This is a genomic window from Streptomyces sp. NPDC058307 (genome assembly GCF_042880295.1).
GTDB lineage: Bacteria > Actinomycetota > Actinomycetes > Streptomycetales > Streptomycetaceae > Streptomyces.
Window position 1 is genome coordinate 119,226 of record NZ_JBHVYZ010000014.1, and the last position, 21,470, is coordinate 140,695.

General features: G+C 68.5%; 14 protein-coding genes. 4 read left to right on the forward strand and 10 right to left on the reverse strand.

Annotation, left to right across the window (positions count from 1 at the left end; translation table 11 throughout):
• Nucleotides 1-108: 108 nt before the first annotated feature.
• Nucleotides 109-1,335, forward strand: coding sequence for a thiolase family protein (locus ACFVYN_RS13340; protein ID WP_389996892.1), 1,227 nt, complete (start codon nucleotides 109-111; stop codon nucleotides 1,333-1,335).
• Nucleotides 1,332-3,458 (forward strand): 3-hydroxyacyl-CoA dehydrogenase NAD-binding domain-containing protein, encoded by a 2,127-nt coding sequence (locus ACFVYN_RS13345; RefSeq protein ID WP_389996895.1) that lies wholly within the window; start codon nucleotides 1,332-1,334, stop codon nucleotides 3,456-3,458. The genes ACFVYN_RS13340 and ACFVYN_RS13345 overlap by 4 nt, the downstream gene beginning before the upstream one ends.
• Nucleotides 3,459-3,566: 108 nt before the next feature.
• Here the strand turns inward: ACFVYN_RS13345 and ACFVYN_RS13350 are convergent, their stop codons facing one another.
• Nucleotides 3,567-4,595, reverse strand: coding sequence for a hypothetical protein (locus tag ACFVYN_RS13350; protein ID WP_389996898.1), 1,029 nt, complete (start codon nucleotides 4,593-4,595; stop codon nucleotides 3,567-3,569).
• Nucleotides 4,596-4,665: 70 nt separating this feature from the next.
• On the opposite strand from ACFVYN_RS13350, the gene ACFVYN_RS13355 reads away from it, so the two are divergent.
• The gene (locus tag ACFVYN_RS13355) at nucleotides 4,666-5,034 is read left to right on the forward strand and encodes an NTP pyrophosphohydrolase (RefSeq protein ID WP_389996901.1); all 369 of its coding nucleotides are present in this window, start codon (nucleotides 4,666-4,668) and stop codon (nucleotides 5,032-5,034) included.
• 208 nt (nucleotides 5,035-5,242) lie between these two features.
• Here the strand turns inward: ACFVYN_RS13355 and ACFVYN_RS13360 are convergent, their stop codons facing one another.
• The 9 genes from ACFVYN_RS13360 to ngcE all read right to left on the reverse strand — a co-directional run bounded on the left by ACFVYN_RS13360 (nucleotide 5,243) and on the right by ngcE (nucleotide 17,287).
• Nucleotides 5,243-6,742, reverse strand: a complete 1,500-nt coding sequence (locus tag ACFVYN_RS13360) for an amino acid permease (RefSeq protein WP_389996904.1) — start codon at nucleotides 6,740-6,742, stop codon at nucleotides 5,243-5,245.
• 147 nt (nucleotides 6,743-6,889) lie between these two features.
• Nucleotides 6,890-8,809: a 1-deoxy-D-xylulose-5-phosphate synthase gene (dxs, locus tag ACFVYN_RS13365; RefSeq protein WP_389996907.1), complete on the reverse strand. Its 1,920-nt coding sequence runs from the start codon at nucleotides 8,807-8,809 to the stop codon at nucleotides 6,890-6,892.
• Between the two features lie 131 nt (nucleotides 8,810-8,940).
• Nucleotides 8,941-10,263: a sugar ABC transporter permease gene (locus tag ACFVYN_RS13370; RefSeq protein ID WP_389996910.1), complete on the reverse strand. Its 1,323-nt coding sequence runs from the start codon at nucleotides 10,261-10,263 to the stop codon at nucleotides 8,941-8,943.
• Entirely contained in the window at nucleotides 10,260-11,051 is a 792-nt protein-coding gene (locus ACFVYN_RS13375; protein WP_389996913.1) for an ATP-binding cassette domain-containing protein, read from the reverse strand. Before ACFVYN_RS13375 ends, ACFVYN_RS13370 begins: the two co-directional genes overlap by 4 nt.
• Before the next feature lie 291 nt (nucleotides 11,052-11,342).
• Nucleotides 11,343-12,434, reverse strand: coding sequence for a sugar ABC transporter substrate-binding protein (locus ACFVYN_RS13380; RefSeq protein ID WP_389996966.1), 1,092 nt, complete (start codon nucleotides 12,432-12,434; stop codon nucleotides 11,343-11,345).
• Between the two features lie 133 nt (nucleotides 12,435-12,567).
• The gene (locus tag ACFVYN_RS13385) at nucleotides 12,568-13,767 is read right to left on the reverse strand and encodes an ROK family protein (RefSeq protein WP_389996916.1); all 1,200 of its coding nucleotides are present in this window, start codon (nucleotides 13,765-13,767) and stop codon (nucleotides 12,568-12,570) included.
• Nucleotides 13,768-13,961: 194 nt separating this feature from the next.
• Complete coding sequence (locus ACFVYN_RS13390) at nucleotides 13,962-14,879, reverse strand: carbohydrate ABC transporter permease (protein ID WP_389996918.1); 918 nt, start codon at nucleotides 14,877-14,879, stop codon at nucleotides 13,962-13,964.
• A gap of 4 nt (nucleotides 14,880-14,883) precedes the next feature.
• Nucleotides 14,884-15,810 carry a carbohydrate ABC transporter permease gene (locus ACFVYN_RS13395; protein ID WP_389996921.1) on the reverse strand — a complete coding sequence of 309 codons (927 nt, stop codon included), beginning with the start codon at nucleotides 15,808-15,810 and terminating at the stop codon, nucleotides 14,884-14,886.
• A 16-nt stretch (nucleotides 15,811-15,826) separates the two neighbouring features.
• On the reverse strand, nucleotides 15,827-17,287 hold the full coding sequence (gene ngcE, locus ACFVYN_RS13400; protein ID WP_389996923.1) for an N-acetylglucosamine/diacetylchitobiose ABC transporter substrate-binding protein: 1,461 nt from the start codon (nucleotides 17,285-17,287) through the stop codon (nucleotides 15,827-15,829).
• A gap of 371 nt (nucleotides 17,288-17,658) precedes the next feature.
• Between ngcE and ACFVYN_RS13405 the strand changes: the two genes are divergently transcribed.
• Entirely contained in the window at nucleotides 17,659-21,450 is a 3,792-nt protein-coding gene (locus ACFVYN_RS13405) for a GH92 family glycosyl hydrolase (RefSeq protein WP_389996926.1), read from the forward strand.
• The last annotated feature ends 20 nt before the right edge of the window (nucleotides 21,451-21,470 follow it).

The following is a 21,470-nucleotide window of genomic DNA, read 5'->3' on the forward strand; positions in this document are numbered from 1 at the left end:
TCCCTCCCCCAGGACTGTGCAGTCACGTTACTGATAAGTAGCATGGGTCCTGAGCGCGCGCTCAGCGCATCGCAGCAGTGCAGATCCCGCATCTGGAGGAGAGCCATCGTGCCTCGTACCGTCAGGGACGTCGTCTTCGTCGACGGCGTCCGCACCCCGTTCGGCAAGGCGGGCCCGAAGGGCATCTACCACGAGACCCGTGCCGACGACCTCGTCGTGAAGGCGATCCGGGAGCTGCTGCGCCGCAACCCGGGTCTCGACCCCAAGAAGATCGACGAGGTCGCCGTCGCCGCGACCACGCAGATCGGTGACCAGGGGCTCACCATCGGCCGTACCGCCGGTATCCTCGCCGGTCTGCCGCAGTCCGTGCCCGGTTACTCCATCGACCGCATGTGTGCCGGCGCGCTGACCGCCGTCACCACGGTGGCCGGTTCCGTGGCCTTCGGGGCGTACGACATCGCCATCGCCGGTGGTGTCGAGCACATGGGCCGCCACCCCATGGGCGAGGGCGTGGACCCGAACCCGCGGTTCGTGAGCGAGAAGCTGGTCGACGACTCCGCCCTGTTCATGGGCATGACGGCCGAGAACCTGCACGACCGCTACCCGACGATCACCAAGCAGCGCGCCGACGAGTACGCCGTGCGCTCCCAGGAGAAGGCCGCCAAGGCGTACGCCAACGGCAAGATCCAGGCCGACCTGGTCCCAATCTCGGTGCGCCGCACCAACCCGGAGGCCGGCGAGACCGGCTGGGGCCTGGTGACGGCCGACGAGCCGATGCGTCCCGGCACCACCCTGGAGAACCTCGCCGGGCTGAAGACGCCGTTCCGTGTGCACGGCCGGGTCACCGCGGGTAACGCGGCCGGTCTGAACGACGGCGCCACCGCCTCCCTCATCGCCTCCGAGGACTTCGCCCGCGAGAACGACCTGCCGGTGAAGATGCGCCTGGTGGCGTACTCTTTCGCGGGTGTCGAGCCGGAGGTCATGGGCTACGGCCCGATCCCGGCCACCGAGAAGGCCCTCGCCCAGGCGGGCCTGTCCATCTCCGACATCGGCCTGTTCGAGATCAACGAGGCCTTCGCCGTCCAGGTCCTGGCCTTCCTCGAGCACTACGGCATCGCGGACGACGACGCACGCGTCAACCAGTACGGCGGCGCCATCGCCTTCGGTCACCCGCTGGCCTCCTCGGGTGTGCGTCTGATGACGCAGCTGGCCCGTCAGTTCGAGGAGCAGCCCGAGGTCCGCTACGGCCTGACCACCATGTGTGTCGGCTTCGGCATGGGCGCGACGGTCATCTGGGAGAACCCGAACCACAAGGACGCCGGAGGCAGCAAGTGAGCACCACGGAGCTTTTGAAGGGTGCGGCCGAGCTGTTCCCGGACGAGGTCGTCACCCAGGCGCACGTACGCCACCTGGACCTGCCGTTCAACGCGGGCCGTTTCGCCCTCATCACGCTGGACAACGGCTTCGACCACACCAAGCCGACCACCTTCGGCCCGGCTTCGCTGGCGAACCTCAACACCGCCATCGACCAGGTCGAGAAGGAGGCCTCGGCCGGCGAGATCGTCGGTGTCGGCATCACCGGCAAGCCGTTCATCTTCGCCGTCGGCGCGGACCTGAAGGGCGTCGAGCTCCTCAAGGAGCACAAGGACGCGCTCGCCATCGGCAAGGGCGGCCACGAGGTCTTCAAGCGCCTCGCGGGCATCGCGGTGCCGACCTTCGCGTACTACAACGGTGCCGCGATGGGCGGTGGCGTCGAGGTCGGTCTGCACTGCACCTACCGCACGGTCTCCGCGGCCCTGCCCGCCTTCTCGCTCCCCGAGGTCTTCCTCGGTCTGGTCCCCGGCTGGGGCGGCTGCACCCTGCTGCCGAACCTGATCGGCGCCGAGAAGGCCGTCTCGGTGATCATCGAGAACTCGCTCAACCAGAACAAGCAGCTCAAGGGCGCGCAGGTCTACGAACTGGGCATCGCCGACGCGCTGTTCGAGGGCGCGGACTTCCTGGAGCAGTCCCTGCTGTGGACGGCGTCCGTCCTCAAGGGCGAGATCGTCATCGAGCGCCCGGCGATCGACCGCGGTGAGGCCTGGGACCAGGCCGTCGCCAAGGGCCGTTTCATCGCGGACTCGAAGGTGCACGGGGCCGCTCCGGCCGCCTACCGCGCCCTGGACATCATCGAGGCCGCGAAGAACGGCGACCTCCAGCAGGGCTACGACGCCGAGGACCAGGCCCTCGCCGACCTGATCATGGGTGGCGAACTGCGCTCCGGCATCTACGCGTTCAACCTGGTGCAGAAGCGCGGCAAGCGGCCGGCCGGTGCTCCGGACAAGAACCTGGCCCGCCCGGTCACCAAGGTCGGCGTCGTGGGCGCGGGCCTCATGGCCTCCCAGCTCGCGCTGCTCTTCCTGCGCCGCCTGGAGGTGCCGGTCGTGCTGACCGACATCGACCAGGAGCGCGTCGACAAGGGTGTGGGCTACGTCCACGCCGAGATCGAGAAGCTGCTCGGCAAGGGCCGTATCAACCAGGACAAGGCCAACCGCCTCAAGGCCCTGGTCACCGGTGTGCTGGACAAGGCCGAGGGCTTCTCCGACGCGGACTTCATCATCGAGGCCGTGTTCGAGGAGATCGGCGTCAAGCAGCAGGTGTTCGCGGAGGTCGAGGCGGTCGCCCCGGCGCACGCGATCCTCGCCACCAACACCTCCTCGCTGTCGGTCACCGAGATGGCGTCGAAGCTGAAGAACCCCGAGCGGGTCGTCGGCTTCCACTTCTTCAACCCGGTCGCGATCCTCCCCCTGCTGGAGATCGTCCGCGGCGAGGCGACCGACGACGCCTCGCTGGCCACGGCGTTCGCCGTCGCCAAGAAGCTGAAGAAGACCGCGGTGCTGGTCAAGGACGCCCCGGCGTTCGTCGTGAACCGCATCCTCACCCGCTTCATGGGCGAGATCCAGAACGTCATCGACGAGGGCACCCCGGTCGAGGTGGCGGAGAAGGCGGTGGAGCCGCTCGGCCTGCCGATGTCCCCGCTCGTCCTCCTGGAGCTGGTCGGTCCCGCGATCGGTCTGCACGTCTCGGAGACCCTCAACCGGGCCTTCCCGGACCGCTTCACGGTCTCCCCGAACCTCGCTGCCGTCGTCAAGGCGGGCAAGCGCGGCTTCTACGTCTACGACAGCGGCAAGCCCGAGCTCGACCCCGAGGTCGCCGCGCTCCTCAAGCAGGGCGATGTCGTCCTGACCGAGGAGCAGGTCCGCGAGCGCGTCCTGGACGCGGTGGCGCAGGAGATCGGGCTCATGCTCGACGAGGGTGTCGTCGCCGAGGCGCAGGACATCGACCTCTGCCTGATCACGGGCGCCGGCTGGCCCTTCCACCTGGGCGGCATCACGCCGTACCTGGACCGCGAGGGTGTCTCCGAGCGCGTGAACGGCAAGAAGTTCCTGGCTCCGGGCGTGGCGTCGGTTCCGGCGTAACCCCCCGGCACGAATGAGGAGGGCCTCCGCTTCGGCGGGGGCCCTCAGTCGTTCACCGTGCCTCGTACGGAGTCCGGCAGGTGACGTTCAGCCGGACACGGCGGGCCGTCAGACCTCCTGCCAGGCCGCCAGGGCCAGGCCCGGCTCGTCCTTCTGCCGGGCGATCCGGAGGTCCCCGTCGGGGGTCACCGTGGCGGCGACGATACGGCCGTCCGCGTCCTCGGCGAGGGCCACGGCCGTACCCGCCGGCAACTGCGGCCCTGACTCCGTCCACCACAGGCCCGCCGACTCCTGCTCGGTCGGACAGGCGGCGAAGGCGACCCGGCCGGAGGCCGAACGCTGGGCGAGCAGGGTGCAGTCGTGGCCCTCGAGGGTGCAGCGCAGCAGGGCCGCCGGGCCGGGGCCGGCCGCCGCCAGCAGCGGTGTGGGCTCGGTGCCCGGACGCCAGGCGTAGAGCATGCCCTCGGGGTCCGCGAAGAACAGGGTGGTGTGTTCCTTCGAGGTGGGCAGCGCGTTGAGTGTGCCCGGCTCGACGCGCACCGGCAGCGGGTCGGCCGGAACGGGAGGCGCGCCCGCCTCCCCCTGGAGCCAGCGCAGGATGCCGGCCGGGTCGGTGCCGTACAGCTCGACGCGGCCCGACTCCCCCGCCACGGCGGCCAGTTGCTCGTGCACGCCGGTCCCCCCGAGGTCGGCCCAGGCGTTCCAGCCGCCGCGCTCCTTCTGGATGAGGGCGTGCACACCGCCGCCGCGATTGCGGACGAAGACATGGGCCCGTCCCTCCGCGTCGACGGCCACGGCGGGTGTGCCGGTGCGCGCGCCGGCCTTGTCGGGGTGGCCGACCGCCGCCCAGTCGAGGGCGGCGAGGTGGACGCGGAAGTGTGTGGAGTGGACCAGGCCCGACTCCTGGCCCTTGGTGGGCCGCCAGGCGGCGAGGTGTGCGTAGCCGTCGGCACCGTGTCCCACGGCGAGTCCGGGGTGCAGGCGCTGGTCGCCGCCGACCTTGCGCCAGGGCAGCCAGGTGTCGCCGCCGGGGCGGCGCTCCGCCCTGCACCGCACGGCTTCGTCGCGGGTGGCGTAGACGCCGAGTCGGCCGTCGCGGCCGCGGATGAGCCAGTCGCCGTTCACTGTACGGACCATTGACACGGCTCCACTGTAATCGGGCTGTTGGCGCCGTCTTCGGGCGGGCCGGTCATGGGACGCTGAGGGCATGAGTGACGTGCTGCTGGTCGTCGTGGATGCCGCGAATGTCGTCGGGTCGGTGCCGGACGGGTGGTGGCGGGACCGGCGCGGGGCGGCGGAGCGTTTGCGGGACCGGCTGGCGGTGGACGGGGTACCGGGGCGGGACGGGGCGGTGGAGATCGTGCTGGTGGTGGAGGGAGCGGCTCGGGGGGTGGAGTCGGTGCCGGGGGTCCGGGTGGAGTCGGCTCCCGGCAGCGGCGACGACCACATGGTGGAGCTGGTGGCGGGCGTGGGGGGCGATCGGCCGGTGCTGGTGGTGACGGCGGATCGGGAACTTCGCCGCAGGGTCGCGGAGTTGGGGGCGGAGGTGGCGGGGCCGCGGACGGTCCGGCCGTGAGATGCGCGTCCTGCGGGTTCGGGGTACAGCTGGGCATGCGTTGACTGCACCCGCTCGGGGCGCGGGGAACTGCGCGACCAGCCCCCACCGGCCCACAGCCGACAACGCGCCCCTGCCGTCGCCCCGACACCCGTTCCGGCCCATACGGCCGGCCCCGCATTTCCTGGCTGAGCAGGACATACAGGGCCGGACAGGCGGAACGTACGTGTTACTCCGTGCTGTCGGCCGTCGTCGCCGTGCGGCGGCCGAGGCGGCTGTGGGTGCGGCCGTAGAGGAAGTACACGGCGAAACCGATAACCATCCAGATCGCGAACCGCAGCCAGGTCTCGGCCGGGAGGTTGAGCATCAGCCAGAGGGAGGCCGCCACCGACAGGATCGGGATGAACGGCACCCAGGGGGTGCGGAAGGCGCGGGGCAGGTCCGGGCGGGACTTGCGGAGGATGATCACGCCGATGGCGACGACGACGAAGGCGAACAGGGTACCGATGTTGACCAGTTCGGCGAGTTCGCTCAGGGGCGTGAAGCCGGCGACGATCGCGATGATCACGCCGAGCAGGATGGTCGGACGGTGCGGGGTCCGGAACCTGGGGTGGACGTGTGAGAAGAACGTGGGCAGCAGTCCGTCGCGGCTCATCGCGAAGAAGACCCGGGTCTGGCCGAGGAGGAGGATCATGCAGACCGTGGTGAGGCCGACCGCGGCGCCGAAGCTGATGAAGCCCGCGAACCAGGGGTGGCCGGTGGCCTTGAAGGCGTCCGCGAGCGGGGCCGTGATGGACAGGTCGGTGTACTTCTGCATGCCCGTCACGACGATCGACACGGCCACGTAGAGCGTCGTGCAGATGACGAGGGAGCCGAGGATTCCGCGGGGCATGTCGCGCTGCGGGTTCCTGGTCTCCTCGGCGGCCGTGGCGACGACGTCGAATCCGATGAAGGCGAAGAAGACGACGGAGGCGGCGGTGAAGATGCCCATCACGCCGAAGTTGGAGGGCGCCCAGCCGAACATCAGCTGGATCAGCGGTGACTTGAGGCTGTCACCGGCCGGCACGTCCTGCGCCTTGGGGACGAACGGGCGGTAGTTGTCGCCCTTGACGAAGAAGGCGCCGGCGATGATCACGGTCAGCACGACCGCCACCTTGACGGCGACGACGACCGAGGTCACGCGTGCGGAGAGCTTGGTGCCGAGGACGAGGATGCCGGTGAGCACCAGGACGAGCGCGGCGGCGAGGATGTCGAAGCCGAAGCCGTGGGCCCCGTCGCGGCTGCCGAGCGCCGCCGGCAGATGCCAGCCCGCGTTGTCCAGCAGCGAGGCGATGTAGCCGGACCAGCCGACGGACACCACCGCCGTGCCCAGCGCGAACTCCAGGACCAGGTCCCAGCCGATGATCCAGGCGGGCAGTTCGCCGAGGGAGGCGTAAGCGAAGGTGTACGCCGACCCGGCCACCGGGACGGTGGAGGCGAACTCGGCGTAGCAGAGCGCGGCGAGCGCGCAGACGACGCCGGCCACGACGAAGGCCAGGGCGACCGCCGGGCCGGCGTTGTTCTTGGCGACGGTGCCGGTCAGGACGAAGATGCCGGTGCCGATGATGACACCGACGCCGAAGACGGTCAGATCCAGCGCGGACAACGACTTCTTGAGCGCGTGCTCTGGCTCCTCGGTGTCGAGGATGGACTGCTCGACCTTCTTCGTCCGGAAGAGGGTGCTGCTCACGGGTACCTCCCACGCTGTGTCGTCCCCGACATGATCGAGAGGGGGCGTAGGTCGTATGCCCCGGCGCGGGCGGATTCACGCGAACGGGCCGGTGACACCACTGCCAGGAGTGGTGTCACCGGCCCGTACGGGCGAGGGGTGCGGGCGCTAGTCGCGGGCGGGCTCCGCCTCGGCCGGGGCGCTGTCGTAGCGGCCGTCCAGCTTCGAGACGAGACCCGTGACCTGGCGGGCGATGTCGGGCGCGGTCAGCCCGATCTCCGCCATGATCTCGGCGCGGGAGGCGTGGTCGAGGAAGCGCGGCGGGATGCCGAAGTCGCGCAGCGGGACGTCGACGCCCGCGTCGCGCAGGGCCTGGGCGATCGCCGAGCCGACGCCGCCGACGCGGGAGTTGTCCTCGACGGTGACGACCACGCGGTGCCGCTCGGCGAGCGGGGCCATGGCCTCGTCGACGGGCTTGACCCAGCGCGGGTCGACGACGGTGGTGGAGATGCCCTGCTTGTCCAGCAGTCCTGCGATCTCCAGGCACATCGGGGCGAGGGCGCCGACGGAGACGAGGAGCACGTCGGGCCGGTCCGACCCCGGCTCACGCAGGACGTCCATGGCGCCGACGGTGCCCACGGCGGGTACGGCGGGGCCGACGACGCCCTTGGAGTAGCGCAGCACGGTCGGCGCGTCGTCGACCTGGACGGCCTCGCGCAGCTGGGCGCGCAGCTGCTCGGCGTCGCGCGGGGCGGCGAGCCGGAGCGTCGGCACGACCTGGAGCATCGACATGTCCCACATGCCGTTGTGCGAGGCGCCGTCGTCGCCGGTGACGCCGGCCCGGTCGAGCACGAAGGTCACACCGCACTTGTGCAGGGCGACGTCCATGAGGACCTGGTCGAAGGCGCGGTTGAGGAAGGTGGCGTAGACGGCGAACACCGGGTGCAGCCCGCCGGTCGCGAGGCCCGCCGCGGACACGGCCGCGTGCTGCTCGGCGATGCCGACGTCGTAGATGCGGTCGGGGAAGGTGTCCGCGAACTTCTTCAGACCGACCGGCTGGAGCATCGCCGCGGTGATGGCGACGATGTCCTCGCGCTCCCGGCCCAGCTTGACCATCTCGTCGCCGAAGACGGAGGTCCAGCTGGCGGCGGAGGTCTTGACGGGCAGGCCGGTGTCGGGGTGGATGGGGCCGATGCCGTGGAAGCGGTCGGCCTCGTCCTGCTCGGCGGGCTTGTAGCCGCGGCCCTTCTCGGTGAGGCAGTGCACGATGACCGGGCCGCCGAACCGCTTGGCGCGGGCCAGCGCCGACTCCAGCGCCTCGATGTCGTGGCCGTCGATGGGGCCGACGTACTTCAGGCCGAGGTCCTCGAACATGCCCTGGGGCGCGATGAAGTCCTTGAGGCCCTTCTTGGCGCCGTGCAGGGTCTCGTAGAGCGGCCGGCCGACGACCGGGGTGCGCTCCAGGAGGTCCTTGCCGCGGGCCAGGAAGCGCTCGTAGCCGTCGGTGGTGCGCAGGGTCGCGAGGTGGTTGGCGAGGCCGCCGATGGTCGGCGCGTAGGAGCGCTCGTTGTCGTTGACGACGATGACGAGCGGACGGTCCTTGGCGTCGGCGATGTTGTTGAGCGCCTCCCAGGCCATACCGCCGGTCAGGGCTCCGTCACCGATGACGGCGACGACGTGGTCGTCCCGTTTGAGCACCTGGTTGGCTTTCGCGAGGCCGTCGGCCCAGCCGAGGACGGTCGAGGCGTGGCTGTTCTCGATGACGTCGTGCTCGGACTCGGCGCGCGAGGGATAGCCGGACAGCCCGCCCTTGGAGCGCAGCTTCGAGAAGTCGTGGCGCCCGGTGAGCAGCTTGTGCACATACGACTGGTGGCCGGTGTCGAAGAGGACCCGGTCCCTGGGCGATTCGAACACCCGGTGCAGGGCGATGGTCAGCTCGACCACACCGAGGTTGGGGCCGAGGTGGCCGCCGGTCTTGGAGACCGCGCCGACGAGGAAACTTCTGATCTCCTCGGCCAGCTGGTCCAGCTCCTCGAGGCTGAGCCGGTCCAGATCACGCGGTCCCCTGATACGGGTCAGCAGCGGCACCCGTGCCTCCTTGCGTTAGAGCTGATCGAGCTTTGCCGGGCGGGTCGAGTCTAATGTTCTGCGAGAACAATCTTGCCCGGCACCTGGTGGGTGCCGGGCAAGAGGATCGACCTGCAGGGTGCGACCAGGCGCTATCCGCGACCCGCCGCCTTCTGAGACCTGCGCGACACCGAGTCGATGACGACCGCGCCCAGCAGAACACCGCCGGTGATCATGTACTGGATCGAGGCGTTCATGTTCAGCAGGTCCAGACCGGTCGTGATGGACTGGATGACCAGCATGCCCAGGAGGGCGGACCACACCGAACCGCGGCCGCCGAACAGGCTCGTACCGCCGATGACGGCCGCCGCGATGGCGAGCATCAGGGTGTTGCCGCCACCGGCGGACAGCGTGGCGCTCGCGGTCTGGCCGGCGAAGAACATACCGCCGATCGCGGCGAACCCGCCGGAGATGGCGAACACGGTGATACGGACCATCGGCACGTTGATACCGGCACGACGGGCCGCCTCGATGCCGCCGCCGACCGCGAAGACCTTGCGGCCGTACGTCGTACGCCGCAGCACGAAGTCCACGATCACCAGTGCCGCCAGGAAGATCACCAGCGAGTTGGAGACACCGTTCGCGTTGTTGAGCACGGCCGCGGCCACGAAGGACGCGACGGCGAGCGCGCCGACGCGCAGCAGGATCTCGCCGGTCGGCCGGAAGGGCACACCCGCGGCCTTGCGGCGCCGCTGCTCGCCGAAGTTGCCGACGAGGGTCAGCACGACGGCGAGGCCGGCCAGCAGGTACCCGCCGATGATGGCCTGGTCCATGAAGAAGGAGTTCTGGCCGAGCAGGTGGACCGGACCCGAGTCGGACGGGATGTTGATGGTGCCGCTGGAGCCCAGCAGCCACAGCATCAGACCGTTCCAGCCCAGGAGGCCGGCCAGGGTGACGACGAATGCCGGCACCCCGATCTTGGCGAAGAACCAGCCGTGCAGTGCGCCGATGGCGATGCCGACGAGAACCGCCAGGAGCAGCGCGAGCCAGGCGTTCATGCCGTGCTGCACCACCCACACGGCGAACAGGGTGGAGGCCAGGCCGCTGACGGAGCCGACCGACAGGTCGATCTCGCCGAGCAGCAGCACGAACACCAGGCCGATGGCGATCATGCCGGTGGCCGACATGTAGTAGCTGATGTTGGAGAGGTTGTCGGCGCTCAGGAAGCGGTCGTTCTTGAACTGGAAGATCGCCCAGATGACGATCAGGCCGATCACGACCGGCAGGGAGCCCAGCTCACCGCCCTTGACCTTGCGGGTGAACTCGGTCCAGTAGCCCTTGAGGCCCTCTTCGCGGACCAGCAGCCGGGGGTCGACCACCGAGACCGGCGCGGCGGTGGGATCGTCGGCGGGGGCAACCGTGGTCTGGTGCTCCGTCGCGGCGTCCGCCTTGGAAACCTTGGATGTGTCGCTCACTTCGCGGCCTCCGTGCTGCGACGCCCCGCGCGACGGGTCACGGCGTTGTCCGTGGCACCCGTGATCGCGGAGATGATCTCTTCCTGACTGGTGTCCTTCACCGAGAAGGAACCGTTGTTCCTGCCCAGCCGTAGCACGGCGACGGTGTCGGCGACTGCCTTCACGTCGGCCATGTTGTGGCTGATGAGGATGACGCCGAGGTTGCGCTCGCGCAGCCGCTCGACGAGGTCGAGGACCTGAGCGGTCTGCTCGACGCCGAGGGCGGCGGTGGGCTCGTCCAGGATCACGACCTTGGGGTCGCCGATCAGGGCGCGCGCGATGGCGACGACCTGGCGCTGACCGCCGGACAGGCTCGCGATCGGGATGCGCACACTCGGGATGCGGATGGAGAGCGTGCTCAGCAGCTCGCGGGCCTTCTGCTCCATCGTGACCTCGTCGATGACGCCGCGGCGCAGCAGCTCGCGTCCGAGGTAGAGGTTGCCGACCACATCGAGGTTGTCGCACAGGGCGAGGTCCTGGTAGACCGTCGCGACGCCGAGTCCCTGGGCGTCGTGCGGCCTGTTGATGCTGACCGGGCTGCCGTCCCACTCGATGATGCCCTCATCGATGGGGTGGACACCGGCGATCGTCTTGACCAGCGTGGACTTTCCGGCGCCGTTGTCGCCGACGAGGGCGACCACTTCACCGGCGTGGACCTCCAGTTCGACATCGGTGAGGGCCTGCACCGCACCGAATCGCTTGGAAACTCCGCGCAACGCCAGCACGGGCGTAGCGGACACGTTAACCATCTCCTTCGCCGCCTGACCGGCGGGGATGCCGCGCTTGGGGTAAGGCGCGGAGGGGTCGTACGCACGGCACTCGGCTCGTAGCACTCGACTGACGAGTTGTGCCGTTGGTACGCATTTACTAGTCGAACATGCGCGCGGCCGATGCTTCTTGGCAACGGCTGCGTCCGCCATGCTTCCGTCCGGCGCCCGCCCCGCAGCGGGGTATGAAGGCGGTGCGGGCGCCGGACAGGCTCTGTGCCTGCCTGTCGGGGCGGGTCCGTCGAAGGACTCGCCCCGAGGGCTCAGCGGCTCTTACTGAAGGCCGGCCTTCTTGCACGCGGCGGCGTAGTCCGCGGTGCAGATGTCGGTGACCTTGTACAGACCGTCCTTGACGACCGTGTCCTTGATGTTCTTGACGGTCACCGAGACGGGGGTCAGCAGCTTCGCCTGGACCTTGTCACCGGAGCCGCTGGTCACCGTGGTGTCGGCCAGGGACTTGATGTCCTTGCCCTGCAGCAGGTTGACCGCGAGCTCGGCGGCGGTGTCGGCCTCCGGCTTGTAGGCCTTGTAGACCGTGGCGGACTGCGTGCCGGCGACGATCCGCTGGATGGCCGCGAGCTCGGCGTCCTGACCGGTCAGCGGGATGGTGCTGATGCCCGCGCCCTTGAGGGTGTTGGCGATACCACCGGCCATGCCGTCGTTCGCGGCGTAGACGCCCGCGATGTTCTTGGCGCCCAGCTGGGTGATGGCCGCGGACACCTTCTGCGCGGCGACGGTGTCCTTCCACAGGCCGGACTGCTCGTAGGCGATCTTGACCTTGCCGTCGAGGACCTTGTGCGCGCCTTCCTTGAACTGCGCGGCGTTCGGGTCGGCGTCGTCACCGTTGATCATGACGACGTTCGCCTTGGGCGTCGCCTTGGAGCCGAGGGCGTCGAGCAGGGCCTGACCCTGGAGCTCGCCGACCTTGACGTTGTCGAAGGAGACGTACGCGGAGACCGGGCCCTGGGCCAGACGGTCGTACGCGACGACCTTGACGCCCTTGCTCACCGCGGAGGCGATGGAGGACTTGATGGCGGCGGAGTCCTGCGCGGAGACCACGATCACCTTGACGCCCTTGGTGACCATGCTGCTCATCTGCTGGGCCTGCTTGGCCGGGTCGGCCGCGGCGTTGGCGTAGGAGACGGTGCAGTCGCTGCACAGCTCCTTGACCTTGGCCACGAAGTACGGCTTGTCGAACTTCTCGTACCGCGCGGTGACGTTGTCGGGCAGGAGCAGGCCGATCGACTTGCTGCCGGAGCCGGAGCTGCTGCTGTCACTGCCGCTGTTGCTGTCGCCGGCCTTGCCGCAGGCGGCGACCGAGACGGCGAGCGCCGAAATCGCTACGGACACGGCGGCACGACGCATGAGCGTGTTCACTTGAGAAACCTCCCTGACGAGGCCGCGTCGTTGCGGCCGAGGTGGCTGGAAGTCAACTCGGCCACACGTGCGACGTCAAGAAGTAAATACTTAACGAGATGGCAACGGCGTCCTGCGTTCTCTAAGTGAAGGCAGGTGTCGCTGCATGCAGCGTGCTGTCCAAAAGGGTCGAATCACCCATCTCGCTGAGGGCGAGGGCGAGTGCTCCGAGCACCTCCGCCCGACCTCCAAGTGCCCCTGGAAGCACGGACAATTGACGTGCCGCACTGGGGATCGCATAGCGGCCGACGGACTCCCTGATCGGCCCGAGCACCAGCTCACCGGCCTCGGCGAGATCACCGCCCAGGACGACTCGGCTCGGGTTCAGCAAGTTGCAGAGATTGGCGACTCCACTGCCGATGTGTCGGCCGACGTCGGCGATCACCCGACGGCAGCCAGGGTCTCCGTCCCGTGCGAGTCGAACAACGCCTTCCATGGTGAGATCGGTGCCGTGGCTGGACTGGAGCAGCGGGAGCACATAGCGCGCGGCCGCGAAGGTCTCCAGGCAGCCGCGGTTGCCGCAACGGCAGACGGGGCCGGACTCATCAAGAGTAATATGCCCGATTTCTCCCGCTGTGCCACCTGGGCCGCGGTAGATCTGCCCGCTGATCACCAGTCCGGCGCCCACACCGCTCGCGACCTTGATGTACGCCAGGTCGCGCACCCCCCGGCCGCTTCCCCAGACCAGCTCGCCCAGGGCGCCCAGGTTGGCGTCGTTGTCCACGTGCACGGGCACGCCGAGGCGCCCCCCGAGCTCCTCGGCGGGCTTGGTGCCGATCCAGCCCGGCAGGATGGCGGAGGAGCCCAGGGAGCCGGACTCCAGGTCGATCGGGCCGGGCACGCCGAGGCCCACCCCGGCGATCTTCGAGCGGTCCACGCCGGTCGCCTCGATCAGCCGGCTGACCAGCTGTTCCGCCCGGTCGAAGCCCTGACTGGAGGAGGCGTCCACGTCCAGCGGCTCGGACTCCTCGGCGAGCACCTGATGGGCGAGGTTCCCGATCGCGACGCGCAGATGGGTGTGCCCGAAATCCACCCCTATGACGATGCCGGCGTCTCCGCTCAGGGAGACCGCGCGGGCCCGCCGACCACCCGCCGAGGTGGGCGTGACCTCGACGGTTCCACCGTCCTTGAGCTCACGGACGATGTTGGAGACGGTCGCGGCGGACAGTCCCGTGGTCCGGGCGATCTCCGCCTGCGTGAGCGACCCGGCCAGCCGGACGGCCCGCACGACCCGCTCCAGGTTGGCTCGGTGCAGCGACGACTGCGACCCCGGAGTCTCCACGACGACCTCCTGCGCGCGGGACCGCAGCGATGGGGCCCCGTCTATGTCCAACTAGTGAACTCTAAGCTGAGCCGTTAGGGTCGCCTCCCGTCAAGAGGTTGAACACTATCCGCGTTCTTGCCCATGCCGGAGGGGCGCCGCCCTTTCAAGATCCGGATCTTGAAAGGGTGACGCCCGTGCGGGCGGCCCGTGGACTACTTCAGGGCGCCCGCCGTCAGCCCGGCCACCACCTGTCGCTGGAAGATGATGTAGGCCGCGAGGACCGGGAGCATTGCCATGACCAGGCCCGCGAACAGGCCCGACCAGTCGCCCTTGTAGCCCTGGCTGGCCGCGAGTTGCACCAGTCCCTGGGTCAGCACCCGCTTGTCCGGGTCGGTGTTGAGCACCGTGGGCAGCATGTACTGGTTCCACTGGCCCAGGAAGTTGAAGATCCCCACGCTGATCAGGCCCGGCTTGGCCATCGGCAGCATGATCTGGAAGAACGTCCTGGAGTGCGAGGCCCCGTCCACGAAGGCCGCCTCCGCCACCGAGGTCGGCAGCGTGCGGAAGAACGCGGTCAGGAAGAAGACCGTGAACGGCAGCGAGTAGGCGATGTAGACCAGGATCAGCCCGTGGATGGTGTTCAGCAGGCCCATGTTGTTCACGACGTAGAACAGCGGGACCAGCGCCAGCATGATCGGGAAGCTCATGCCGCCGATGAACAGGAAGTAGATGAAACGGTTGCCCGGGAAGTCGAACCGGGCCAGTACGTACGCCGCCATCGAGCCGAGGACCAGCGTGCCGATGAGTGAACCCGCCACCACCAGAATGGTGTTGAGGAAGTAGTCGCTCATGTTGGCGTCGGTCCAGGCCCGCGACCAGTTGTCGAAGTGCAGCTTGTCCGGCAGCGCCCAGGGCGAGTTGAAGATGGAGCTGTCGTCCTTGAAGGACGTCATCACCGCCCACAGCAGCGGCATCACGACCATGATCGCCCAGAGGATCAGGACACCGTGCGAGAAGACGTTGAGGACACCGCCCTCCTTCCTCTCCTTCCGGGGCGGCCGGTCGTCCGGGGCGGCCTTGGCGACGGGAGCACCGGACTCCGCCGGTACGGGGGTTTCGGTCGTCTTCATCTGATCAGTACTCCAGCCGCTCGCGCCGGCCCAGCCGCATCACCAGGGCGGCGAACGCCAGCGTGACGACGAGCAGGGCGACACCGATGGTGGTGGCGTAGGCGGCCTGCCCGTCACGGAACGCCTTCTGGTACACGTACAGGACCATGACGGTGGTCGAGTAGTCGGGACCGCCGGGCCCGGTCGTCATGATCTGTACGACCGCGAACGACTCGGCGCCGAGGGCCAGGATGCCCATGTAGACCCACCCGGACTGCACGGTGTCCCACAGCAGCGGCAGGGTGATCCGGAAGAACGTGCTGGCCCGTCCCGCCCCGTCGAGCAGCGCGGCCTCGTACAGATCCGCCGGAATGGAGGCCATGCCGGCGCTGAACAGGACCACGAAGAAGCCGACGGTGGACCACACCAGGACCGCCATCACGGCCCACAGGGCGAGGCTCGGGTCGCCCAGCCACAGGGGCTGGACGCTGTCGAGCCCGATCCCGCTCAGAACCGAGTTGATGGCACCGCTGTCCGGGTTGTACGCGAACGCGAACAACAGGGCGACGATCGCGATCGAGAGGACCTGCGGAAAGAAATACACGATCTTGTAGAAGGAGGAGCCCCGGACACCGGTGACGACCGGGCCCCCTTTTCTCTTCCGGCCGCCGACATTGATCATGAAGGAGAAGAACAGCGCCAGGCTGATCGTCACCAGCGGCAGCACGAGCGCGAAGATCAAGCTGTGCTGCAAGGACTTCCAGAAGATCGGGTCGTTCAGCATCCTCCGGTAGTTGTCCAGGCCGACCATCTTGAATTCGGGGCTCAGGCCGGTCCAGTCCGTGAACGAGTAGTAGATGGACTGGATGAACGGCCAGACCACGAAGAGCGCGTACAGTCCCAGGGGCAGCGCCAGAAACCCCACGATGAACCGGTACTTGCCGTGCTGCATCGCCGCTCCGTCGCCGTTACTGGTGCTTGTAGTGCTTGATCGACGAGTCCTTCGCGGCCGCGTCGGCGTAGCCCTGGATCTTCTTGATGGCCTCCGCCGGGGTGAGCCGTCCGGCCATCATCTCGCCGAGGCCCGCCACCCCGATCTGCTCCTTCTGGAGCTGGACGTACCAGTCCTGGATGCGCGGGTTCACCACGTTGTCGCCGGCCTTCTTCAGCGCGGCCACACCGGACTTGAGGCCCGGGGTGAGGCTGATGCCCTCGGTGCCGCCGTTGTAGGCGGTCAGCGACTTGACCTTGGCGGTGAAGTTCTTCGAGGACGCCTCGCTGAGCATGATGCGCAGCTGCTCCATGCCGCCCGCGGTGTTCTTCGCCTTGGCCGGGACGATGAAGGGCTCGCCGCCGGAGGCCCAGATGGTGCCGAAGGGCATCTTGTCCGAGGAGTCGATGCCGGTGGGCGCCGAGACCGCGAGGTCGAAGTCCTTGGGGATGACGTTCGCCGACTCGTTCTCCACCCAGGAGCCGTTCGGGATGAACAGCGCCTTGCCCTGGGCCCAGGCGGTCTGCGACTGGATGTGGTCGAGTCCCGGGGTGCCCTTGAGGATGTAACCCTTCTTGTAGAGCTCGTAGTAGGCGTCGAAACACGCCTTGACCGCCGGGTTCTTCCAGGCGTTCGGCTCCAGGTTGTCGATCGCGTCGAGGACCTCGCGGCCGCCGACCTTGCCGATCATCGGGTAGAGCGAGAAGGGGATGTAGTACGGGTACTTGCCCGCGTACGTCCACCCCGCGATGCCCTGCTTCTTGGCCTTCGCGCACACCGCGAGCATCTGGTCCCAGGTCTCCGGGTACTGCTCGTCGAGCGAGTCGAGGGCCTTCTGGGAATACCAGACGCCGTAGACCGTGTACGCGTAGTACATGATCCACACCGGGTCGCCGTCGAACTGGCCCATCTCGACGATGCCGGGGCGCAGCGTGTCGCGGACCTTCTTGTTCGGGTCGTCGTAGGACGGCGCGTCCAGGAGCGGGGTGAGGTCGGCGAGCTGGTTCTTGCCGACCAGGACGCCCATGTCCATCTGCTCGGCGCCGGAGTTGTCGATGAGGTCCGGCGGGGTGCCCTGGTTGAAGCGGGGCTGGAGGGTGGACTGGATCTTCTGGGTGGCCGAGAACTTCACCGTGGCCTTGGGGAAGTTCTTCTCGTAGATCTTCACGGCGTCCTCGGCGTACTCCTTGCCGAACCCGCCGTCGAACAGGACGAACTCCATCTGCGCGGTGTCGTTGACGGCCAGGGGGTTCTTCGCGGTCTTCTTGCCCGCCTTGGCCTTGTCGCCGCTGTCGTCGCCGCCGCTGCTGGCGCACGCGGAGAGGAAACTCATCGTGGGGACGGAGATCAGACCTAGTGCGGCCGACCGCTTGATCAGATCGCGGCGGCCTACACCCGCGCTGCCGTTGTTGCTGTTCTCGGCGGAAGTGGATCCCATGCTCAAGTCCTCGCCTTCTCCAGGACTCAGGCGGTGAACCGGATCCTCCCCGGCACCGCGGTCAGGTCAAGCAGGTTCGTGCAGGAGCTTCGTGCAAGAGGTTCGTTCACGAGGGGTGAATCGCCGACAGGTATAGTCCACTTCCGGTCGGCGTAGCAAGATCGAATGCAATGTTGGCCATGGGTGTGTTCGAGTTGAGACCTCGCGGAAATATGGGCGGCCTGCGCGAAGCTTGCCGGAAAAATCCTCGACATAAGCCCCGAATGCCACAGTCAACACTCTTGACATCACTGACCACTTGGGCCACTACTGATCCTTGCACGGATTGTGTGACAACGTTGTCCGTCCTTGTGCAGGGAGGGTACTCGCCGATGGATCGGTACAGAACTCGGCTCAGACGGAGTACGGCGGTCGTGATCACGGCCGCCTTCTGCGTGACGGTGGGCTCCCAGGGCGCGGCGGTCGCCTTGCCGGAGGTGCCCGCCCCGGCCGACCGGGGGTTCGCCTCCTCCTTCGAGGCGGGAGATCCGGCCCCCGACTGGACCAGCAGCGTCGACGGCGACAGGGCCTCCGGCGTCGACGGCGGCTACCGCACCGGCATCCCGGGCAATGTCACCGACCAGGTCACGGACGTCCGGGCGAGCGCCGAGAACACCGGCGGCGGCGAGGTGAAGGAGAACCTCGTCGACGGCGAGCCCGGTACCAAGTGGCTGGCCTTCGAGTCCACCGGCTGGGCAGAGTTCGACCTGGCCAAGCCGCTCAAGGTGGTCACCTATGCGCTGACCTCGGCCAATGACGTCGCCGAGCGCGATCCCCGCGACTGGACGCTGAAGGGCTCGACGGACGGCAAGGACTGGAAGACCCTCGACACCCGCTCCGGTGAATCGTTCGACGAACGGTTCCGGACAAAGTCATACGACATCGCGGATCCGGCCGAATACCAGCACTTCCGGCTCGAGATCACCAAGAACAACGGCGCCCCGGGCATCCTCCAGTTGGCCGATGTGCAGCTGTCGACGGGCGGCGGCGAGGGGCCGGTGCCGCCGGAGATGCTCTCGCTGGTCGACCGCGGCCCGAGCGGATCGCCCACCGCGAAGGCGGGCGCCGGATTCACCGGAAAGAGGGCCCTGCGTTACGCCGGACGGCACACCGCGGACGGGCGGGCGTACTCGTACAACAAGGTCTTCGACGTGGACGTGAAGGTCGACGCGCTGACCCGGCTGTCCTACCGGATCTTCCCGGCGATGGCGGACGGCGACCGGGACTACGACGCGACGAACGTCGCCGTGGACCTGGCGTTCACCGACGGCACCTTCCTGAGCGACCTCGGGGCCCGTGACCAGCACGGATTCACGCTGTCGCCGCAGGGGCAGGGCGCCTCGAAGGCGCTCTACGTCAACCAGTGGAACAACGTGGCCGCGCGGATCGGTTCGGTCGCGGCCGGGAAGACCGTCGACCGGATCCTGGTCGCGTACGACTCCCCGGGCGGGCCGGCGAAGTTCCGGGGCTGGCTGGACGACGTGACACTGGAGCGGGCCGCGCCCGAGGCTCCCAAGGCGCATCTGTCCGACTACGCGCTCACCACCCGCGGCACCCACTCCAGCGGTGGCTTCTCGCGCGGCAACGACTTCCCGGCGACGGCCGTGCCGCACGGCTTCAACTTCTGGACGCCGGTGACCAACGCGTCCTCGCTGAGCTGGCTGTACGACTACGCGCGGGCCAACAACGCGGACAACCTGCCGACGATCCAGGCGTTCAGCGCGAGCCACGAGCCGAGTCCGTGGATGGGCGACCGGCAGACCTTCCAGGTGATGCCGTCGGCCGCCTCCGGGACCCCGGAGACCGGCCGGGAGGCGCGGGAGCTGGCGTTCCGGCACGAGAACGAGACCGCGCGCCCGTACTACTACGGGGTGCGGTTCGAGAACGGGCTGAAGGCGGAGATGGCGCCCACCGACCACGCGGCGGCCCTGCGCTTCACCTACCCGGGCGACGACGCGAGCGTCCTCTTCGACAACGTGACGGACCAGGCGGGGCTGACGCTCGACCAGGCGAGCGGGACCTTCACGGGCTACTCGGACGTGAAGTCCGGGCTGTCGACGGGAGCCACCCGGCTCTTCGTGTACGGCGTGTTCGACCGGGCGGTGAAGAACGGCTCGTCGAGCGGGGTCAAGGGATATCTGCGCTTCGACGCCGGCGCCGACCGGACCGTCACCCTGCGCATCGCCACCTCCCTCATCAGCATCGACCAGGCCAAGGACAACCTGCGGCAGGAGATCCCGGACGGCACGTCCTTCGACGACGTGAAGGGCGCTGCCCGGCGGTCCTGGGACCGGCTGCTCGGCAAGGTCGAGGTGGAGGGCGCCACACAGGACCAGCTGACCACGCTGTACTCCAGCCTGTACCGGCTGTACCTGTACCCCAACTCCGGCTTCGAGAAGGTGGGTTCGCAGTACCAGTACGCCTCGCCGTTCTCCCCGATGCCCTCTCCCGACACCCCGACGCACACCGGGGCGAAGATCGTGGACGGCAAGGTGTACGTCAACAACGGCTTCTGGGACACCTATCGGACCACCTGGCCGGCGTACTCGCTGCTGACGCCCTCTCAGGCGGGTGAGATGGTCGACGGGTTCGTCCAGCAGTACAAGGACGGCGGCTGGACCTCGCGCTGGTCCTCCCCCGGCTACGCGGACCTGATGACCGGCACCTCCTCGGACGTCGCCTTCGCGGACGCGTACGTCAAGGGGGTCGACTTCGACGCGAAGTCGGCGTACGACGCGGCCCTGAAGAACGCCACGGTCGCGCCCCCGTCCTCCGGTGTGGGCCGCAAGGGCATGGATACCGCGCCCTTCCTCGGCTACACCAGTACCGACACCCACGAGGGCCTGTCCTGGGCGCTGGAGGGCTACCTCAACGACTACGGCATCGCCCGCATGGGACGGGCGCTGTACGCGAAGACCGGCGAGAAGCGCTACAAGGAGGAGTCGGAGTACTTCCTCAACCGGGCCCGTGACTACGTGAACCTCTTCGACTCGAAGGCGGGCTTCTTCCAGGGCCGGGACGCGGCGGGCAACTGGCGTGTCCCCTCGTCGAGTTACGACCCGCGTGTGTGGGGCTACGACTACACCGAGACCAACGGCTGGGGTTACGCCTTCACCGCCCCGCAGGACAGCCGGGGCCTCGCCAACCTGTACGGCGGCCGCTCCGGGCTCGCCGAGAAGCTGGACGAGTACTTCGCGACGCCCGAGACGGCCGCGCCGGACTTCGTCGGCTCCTACGGCGGGGTCATCCACGAGATGACGGAGGCGCGGGACGTCCGCATGGGCATGTACGGGCACTCCAACCAGGTCGCCCACCACGTCACCTACATGTACGACGCGGCCGGTCAGCCGTGGAAGACGCAGAAGACCGTCCGCGAGGTGCTGTCGCGGCTGTACGTCGGCAGCGAGATCGGGCAGGGCTACCACGGTGACGAGGACAACGGCGAGCAGTCGGCCTGGTACCTGTTCTCGGCGCTGGGCTTCTACCCGCTGGTGATGGGCAGCGGCGAATACGCCGTCGGCTCACCGCTGTTCACCAAGGCCACCGTCCATCTGGAGAACGGCCGGGACCTGGTGGTCAGGGCGCCGAAGAACAGTGCGCAGAACGTGTACGTGCAGGGCCTGAAGGTCAACGGCAAGCCCTGGACGTCGACTTCGCTCCCCCACTCGGTTCTGTCCAAAGGGGCCGTCCTGGACTTCGACATGGGCCCACGGCCGTCCAAGTGGGGCACGGGCAAGAACGCGGCCCCGGTGTCCATCACCCGGGCCGACGAGGTGCCGACGCCGCGTGCGGACGTGCTCGCCGGTGACGGGGCGCTGTTCGACAACACCTCCGCGACGAACGCGACCGTGACCTCGGTGGATCTGCCGGTGTCCGGATCGGTCAGGGCCCGGCAGTACACGGTGACGTCCTCCGGGGACCGCACGAAGGCGCCGGGCGGCTGGACGTTCCAGGGCTCGGACGACGGGACCACGTGGAAGACCCTCGACCGGCGCTCCGGTGAGTCCTTCGCATGGGACCGGCAGACACGGGCGTTCTCCGTGAGGTCTCCGGGTACGTACGGGAAGTACCGGCTCGTGCTCGACGGCGAGGCGGTGGTCTCGGAAGTCGAACTGCTCGCCTGAGCGGGAGCGTTGGGGGTCTC

Coding starts and splice junctions, on each gene's coding strand:
- ACFVYN_RS13350 (WP_389996898.1), bottom strand. CDS start 4,595: ATGGTCCGTACAGTGAACGGCGACTGGCTCATCCGCGGCCGCGACGGC.
- ACFVYN_RS13355 (WP_389996901.1), top strand. CDS start 4,666: ATGAGTGACGTGCTGCTGGTCGTCGTGGATGCCGCGAATGTCGTCGGG.
- ACFVYN_RS13375 (WP_389996913.1), bottom strand. CDS start 11,051: ATGGTTAACGTGTCCGCTACGCCCGTGCTGGCGTTGCGCGGAGTTTCC.
- ACFVYN_RS13380 (WP_389996966.1), bottom strand. CDS start 12,434: ATGCGTCGTGCCGCCGTGTCCGTAGCGATTTCGGCGCTCGCCGTCTCG.
- ACFVYN_RS13390 (WP_389996918.1), bottom strand. CDS start 14,879: ATGAAGACGACCGAAACCCCCGTACCGGCGGAGTCCGGTGCTCCCGTC.
- ACFVYN_RS13395 (WP_389996921.1), bottom strand. CDS start 15,810: ATGCAGCACGGCAAGTACCGGTTCATCGTGGGGTTTCTGGCGCTGCCC.
- ngcE (WP_389996923.1), bottom strand. CDS start 17,287: ATGGGATCCACTTCCGCCGAGAACAGCAACAACGGCAGCGCGGGTGTA.
- ACFVYN_RS13405 (WP_389996926.1), top strand. CDS start 17,659: ATGGATCGGTACAGAACTCGGCTCAGACGGAGTACGGCGGTCGTGATC.